Below are 5961 nucleotides of genomic sequence, written 5' to 3' on the forward strand. Positions count from 1 at the left end.
GCCCTCACCCTCGGCCACTTCAAGCATCTGGACGATAACCAGCGCGCGGCCGATCTTGGCTACGGCGCGGCCCTGTCCACGCTGGCGCAAGGCGCTTTGCGCGGCGGCACTGGCCTGTTGTTGACCAGCGCCAGCGGCAGCCAGCAGATGGATGCCAGCGGACCCATCGGCATGCTCGACCAAGCCAGCCAGCTCGCGCAAAGCCTCACCGACGTGGCGCAAAAGCAGCAGGCCGGCTTGCCGAACGAGCCGTCCGCGGACAAGCTCAACGCCATCGCCGCACAAACGCAGACCAGCCAGCACCTGGCCGGTACCCGTGACGGCAGCTCAGCTGGCGCTGGCATCGGCGGCGGCGAAGGCAGCGCCACCGCGTGGAGCGAGCCCCACCTGATCGCCCACGGCCAGGACGGCTTGGTCACCGTCACCCCCCAACACCACGTCTGGGTCAGCGGCACCGATACTCTGCTCAGCGCCGGGCAGGACCTCAGCTTCGTCGCCCAGGGCCAATGGAGCGCCGTTGCCGCCAATGGCATCGCGTTGTATGCGCAAGGCAGCGAACCAGCTGGCAGCCGCCCCGTCAAACAAACCGGGATTGCCCTGCACGCCGCCAGCGGTCAGGTCAGCGTGCAAGCCCAGCAGGACCAAGCCGACTTCGCGGCACAAAAAGCCATCACCCTCGCCAGCACCGACGGCAGCCTCACCGCCAGCGCCAAGCAACACCTCCTGCTCACCGCTGCCGGTGCCTATCTCAAGATTCAGGGTGGCGACATCGAAATCGGTGCGCCGGGCAAGGCGGAGTTCAAGGGGGCGCAGCGGGAGATGGCGGGTGGGCAGAGCACACAGATCGAACAGGCCGCACTCAAGCCAGCCACCATCAAGGATTGTCAGATTCGCTTGGCGGGTGCGGCAGCCAGCCATGAAAGCGTGGTGATGCTGGATGGCTGACATGAAACGTATCGACCTCGATCATCGCCAGTTGGATTCGTTCGCATTCGCGCTGATCGACCCATTGCGAGGCGACGATTCAGCCCATGCCGCGTGGGCTGAGTTTTCCCTGCACGAGCTGGCGCCAGCGAGTTTTGCCGCTCAGGCAGTTCAGCTCCCGAAGCTGGTCGATCTGAGCAAGATTCATGGCGATACTCACGACAAGTTGCACCATCTTCTCTTGAGTCAGTCACCTCCCATCGGGGCATCGCTTTGCGTTGCCTTGCTGAAAACCATGGCGGATGCCGAACGCATGGTCATGCATTTTCGACATGTTCTGGCCCCTCGATTTCCGCAGGGACAACGCGGATTGTTCCTGGCTCACGATCCTGCGGTATTCGAACAGCTTGCGTGGATGCTACCCAACAAGGCAATGTCCGCCTTGCTCGGCCCTGTCTCGGCATGGGCCATGCCGTTGCGTGGCGCGTGGTACATGCATGAGTCCGCACCCGAAAGCGCGGTACGCACGCTGCACTTCCATCTGGACGCTGCCACCTGGCAACGTGTCCAGCGCATTGGTGCCATCCATGCCGTGCTGAATGCCGAGTCGATGTGGCGCAGCGCGCCAGCCGAGTGGGGGTCTCGTGCAGAAAAACTACTGATTCGGGCCGAGCAGTATCAGTTGGTTGATCGTGATGACGCAGTGGCTTTCGCCTCACACGGTTTGCGCTGGCATGCTGCCATCGACAAGCACCCTCGCGTTGAGGCCTTGCTGCAAAGCTGCATTGGCCATCCCGCGCGCTATCAGCGTCTCGCAAACCTGTGGACGGATGCCGACTGGCAAGCGATTGCCGAGGCACTCGGTGCACCAACATCCACCCATGCAATGCCCGATTCAGCGAATCTTATGTCACAAGGAGCGTGCCAATGACTACCTCGATCCCGCCGTGCAAGTTTTGCGAGAAGAAAGGGTTACCCCTCCTGCTGGTGCGTTACGGTGTCGCCCCCACCAAGACCTATGGCTACAACAAGTTCAGTGCATTACCTCCGGACGCTACGCCTTACCTCGGCAAACCGGAAGTGACACTCGATGCCGCAGAAACGATCTACACGGGGCGACGTCTGCGAGCGGGATATCTGTATGTCTATTACGAAGCGCACCATCATTGGGAGGCCTATGCAGTTGACAAGGAGGGCTGCCTTTCGGCGGTGCCGTTGACCGACGAAACACCACCTGCCGGCGACCGCTTTCATGCAGCCTGTGCCCGTGATGCGACGAAAGTTGCCAATGCCTCGGTGCTCACCATTCAGGACCCGGAGACCGCGGGCAAAATCTGGGTCGGCTTTTCTGACGCGTGGTGGACGAAAGCAGTGCGCGATGACAACGCTTCTGTTGCCGTGCGCAAGAAGCACATGCGCGATATCGACGTAACGGCGTGGTTTCATGGTGGCAAGCCCGGCGGCAAACAGCCGGCGCACAGCTTCCAGGTGATGAATGTGGACATGATGGTGGCCGAATACGCCATGCCATTGATCGACGGCACCATCGCCTTCAATTTCAGCCCGTTCGGATTCCACCCGCAATCGGCCAATACGCTGAAGCAGGAATGCGAAGCGCTGGTGGAAGGCAAGGGTCTGGTGCTGGCGCTGGAAGATCCCGTCGGTATCGCGCAGGAGCTGCCCGCCTACATGAACTCCCGCTGGGCGGCATTCAGCGCGCCGTATGCGCGGCAAACCACGGTGGATGCGGAGCTGACGCAAATCCAGCAAGCGGTGGAGCGGCAGGCCGAAGAAGACTTGTTCAAGGCCAAGCGCCAGGCGCATATGGACATGCTGATGCTACCCGGCGGCGACAAGCCCATGCCCAATACGGCGCTGCTGCTGCCGAGCTACCGCAAGATGGCGCAGCCGATCCTGGACGAAACCATCAGTGCGGCGGAGTTGAAGCAAGCGCGCGATGAGGCGTGGAAGCGCTATGCGGCGGCGATCGACCACGGCAAGCGGCAAGCGTACCGAAAGCAATTCGACAGCGCGTCGAACCAGTACAACGCGCAATGGATGGTGCCGCTGGCGATGGCACATGCCGGCTGGATGAAAAGCGCCGCGCTGGCCGCCGTGTTCGACCACCACTTCGACCCGCACGACATCAATACCGGCACGGGATTCACGGCCGTGTTCGCGGCGTGCATCCTCGGCACCGGCGGCTACGGCGCCAGCCTCAAGCAATACAGCCAATGGTTGCAGGCGGGGCTGGCAGCGAAGAACCTCCTGTGGCGCGCGTTGACCTACAACCATCCACAACTGGCAGCCACGGCGGCCACCACCAAGCCAGAATCGGGCTCGATCAAGGCCGACCCGTGGAAAGGCCTGTTTGAGACCTACGCCGCGGTGGCCGGTCACCTGCGCTACGCGGGCGAGCACGCGCGCAAGGCGCTGGAAGCGCAAAGCGCCGTCTCCGAACTGATCGGCGAGCTGGGTGCGCCCTTCGTGGACGCGCTGCGCCAGCGTGGTGAGGCGGGCGACAACTTGATCGCCGTGCTGGGCATGCACGCCGGCATGCCGGTGCGGCGGGTGGAAATCACCGGCACCCGACGGCAGGTGTACCAGCAGGCGTATGCAAACCTGCAAGAACTGCAGCCGTTAAGCATGGCCGGCGACGCCGCCAGCCGCGCCGAAGCGCTGGATCACCGCATGCGGGTGCTGGACGCCGAGATGAAGCAGGCCGGCCTGAGCCTGGACGGCAAAGTGCGCAGTTGGAGCCTGCTGCTGGATGCCGGCGCGGCCGACCCGCAAGCGCTGGCCAACCTGACGCCCGCGACCCAAGCGGCGATTGCCGCCGAGCGCGTCAAGCTGGTATCGCCCGCCCCCAGCGACATTGCGGTGCCGATTTCGGTGGACAGCTACGCCGGCAAGGCGCTGCGCTTCATGAAAACGCCAGGCTTCATCGCGCCGGTGGCGGCGATGTTCGCGGTGCTGGGCTGGAGTAATGCACTGGACGATGAGCGCAAGGCGCTCAAGAGTGAGCAGTACCGCGCGATGGCCACGCTCGTGGCGGCTTACGCCGGTCTCACGGCCAGCGCGTTCGAGGTGGTGAAGGTGAGCGTCGAAGGCGCCGCCGAGCGGAAGCTGCCGTTGCTGGGACCGATGGCCGAACAGTTGTCGGGGAGGTTTTTGCGGTTTGTGAGTGTGGGCGGTGCTGGGGCGGGCGCGGTGGGGATGTTAATCGCGACAGTGGTGGATCTCGTTAATGCTAAAAAAGCGTGGAGCGACGACGAGTTGGGCATGGTGACGCTTTACATTGCGCGCACTCTTATGGAGGTGGCTATGACGGCGTCTTTAGGTTGGTCGTTTGGTACGCTACTTGCCACCGGGACTGCTGCCGAGCTGTTCGGTGGCCCTGTTGTATGGGTCATTACAGGGTGCATTGTTGTTGTGAGCATTATCATTGATCTTACGAAAGATCCGGAGACGCTGCAGTGGGCCAGGCACTGTTATTTCGGTGGTGCTGCTGATTACGGCAGTGATTCCGTACGCGAGCAGGGAGATTTTGCATCTGCCATTGCAGCGACCTAAGTTCGTAAATTACCATTACGAAACATTAATATGATAAATAATAAAACATGAAGATCAAGCTAGCATGTCAAGAGTATGCGTATGTTGGCGTACAGCTTTCTCTGTCACGAATCCCATTGGCAATCTGTGCCATTATCTGCTTGGTGGCTATTGTTATAGCGCTTGTTCCAGATAGCCGGAGCAATGGTGTTTCGCTCGGCTACCTTGGAGTGACGATCTTGTTCTGCATCGCCGCCTTCGTAATGGCCGAGTTGATCCGGTGGCCCTTCCGTTACGTCTCCGCCGACTACAAGGCCGGCCAAAAAGCCGTCGAAAAAACCACCATCGAACGCCTGCAGAAAGTGGGCTTCTTCGAGATGCAAGCCGACAGCGCGCTCGGCATCATGGCCGGCGCCATCTATTACCTGTGGTTGCCCGACGAAACCCGGGCGCCACCGCATCGCCGCTTCCGCATCGGCCTGACGACCTATCGCCAGCTCATGCTCTACGGCAATGGCTCCATCGAGATTTCCTATCTACCGAAGTCCGGCGTGATTCTGTCCATCGACACGCCCACCTACCGTTACGCGGCATACGAGCCACCTGCCAACCGGCATCAGATCAAACAGCAGGCTTGATTTGCCCCATCCGGGCACGCGGATTACGTGCCGACAGCAACAATGACGAAGCATGAAAACAACCACCCACGCATGGCTCATCATGATGGCCATGGCGCCTCTGGCCGCCTGCAGCCCCAAGGAAGCCACCCAGTCCGCTGACTGGTACAAGGCTCACGACGCCGAGCGTACCGCCATGGTGCAACGCTGTGCCGCCAACCCCGGCGAGCTGGCCAAGACGCCGAACTGCATCAACGCGACGACCGCCGCAAACGCCAAAACGTGGGCCGCACGCGGGGGCATTCATGGCGTGAAAGCACCCACGTTCGGCGCCAAGCCCAAGACGAACGACTAGCCAATACCGCGCCACCATGAGCGCATGGTTCGCGGGGCCATCAACCCTTCCGATCAAAACGGCAACCCGCAGAGACGGCATCACCCAAAGTGTCGAGGCGCCGGTCTGCCTGCGCGTCCACCATCAAGCCCGCAACAACCTCGATGCCGATGTGCAAGGTGTTGTCGAAAACGCGCTGGGGGCCGCCTTTGCATCCCTCTCCCTGGCGGGTGAGCGTGCCAAATCCACCACCGGTCTCGCCAACGACCACACCCCGCTCTGCCACAACACCTTCATCGCCCTGCCGCTGGTGCGCACCTATCGTCCACACACGGAAGACGGCCACGGCCTGCGCCGCCATCCCGCGCCCAGCGCCAGCGTGGTCGGCAGCGGCAACCCCATCCACACCGATCGCGACCATCGCGTGATCGTGCAACAGCACTGGCAGCGTGGCGGCAACGCCGCCAACCGGCTCGATCACCCGCGCGATGCCAACGCTCCCGCCGACGCCAGCGCCGGCACCTGGGCGCGCGT

Annotated in this window: 5 protein-coding genes and 1 pseudogene; all 6 read left to right on the forward strand. The window is 62.3% G+C overall.

What is annotated here, in order from left to right:
- Positions 1-945: DUF2345 domain-containing protein (locus tag BMY90_RS16880; protein WP_139201794.1), on the forward strand; the 945-nt coding region annotated here is incomplete at its 5' end.
- A 1-nt stretch (position 946) separates the two neighbouring features.
- A complete protein-coding gene (locus BMY90_RS16885) occupies positions 947-1855 on the forward strand; it encodes a DUF4123 domain-containing protein (RefSeq protein WP_175481612.1) in 909 nt (302 codons plus the stop codon).
- A complete protein-coding gene (locus BMY90_RS16890) occupies positions 1852-4497 on the forward strand; it encodes a T6SS effector BTH_I2691 family protein (protein WP_092705323.1) in 2646 nt (881 codons plus the stop codon). The genes BMY90_RS16885 and BMY90_RS16890 overlap by 4 nt, the downstream gene beginning before the upstream one ends.
- A 47-nt stretch (positions 4498-4544) precedes the next feature.
- On the forward strand, positions 4545-5114 hold the full coding sequence (locus tag BMY90_RS16895) for a hypothetical protein (RefSeq protein ID WP_139201795.1): 570 nt from the start codon (positions 4545-4547) through the stop codon (positions 5112-5114).
- A gap of 52 nt (positions 5115-5166) precedes the next feature.
- Positions 5167-5448, forward strand: a complete 282-nt coding sequence (locus BMY90_RS17145) for an EexN family lipoprotein (RefSeq protein WP_139201796.1) — start codon at positions 5167-5169, stop codon at positions 5446-5448.
- Positions 5449-5464: 16 nt separating this feature from the next.
- A pseudogene (locus BMY90_RS16905) lies at positions 5465-5961 on the forward strand (hypothetical protein); the annotation flags it as partial.

This window comes from Rhodanobacter glycinis, assembly GCF_900114325.1.
In the GTDB taxonomy this organism is placed as follows: domain Bacteria; phylum Pseudomonadota; class Gammaproteobacteria; order Xanthomonadales; family Rhodanobacteraceae; genus Rhodanobacter_A; species Rhodanobacter_A glycinis.

Coding starts and splice junctions, on each gene's coding strand:
- BMY90_RS16885 (WP_175481612.1), top strand. CDS start 947: ATGAAACGTATCGACCTCGATCATCGCCAGTTGGATTCGTTCGCATTC.
- BMY90_RS16890 (WP_092705323.1), top strand. CDS start 1,852: ATGACTACCTCGATCCCGCCGTGCAAGTTTTGCGAGAAGAAAGGGTTA.
- BMY90_RS16895 (WP_139201795.1), top strand. CDS start 4,545: ATGAAGATCAAGCTAGCATGTCAAGAGTATGCGTATGTTGGCGTACAG.
- BMY90_RS17145 (WP_139201796.1), top strand. CDS start 5,167: ATGAAAACAACCACCCACGCATGGCTCATCATGATGGCCATGGCGCCT.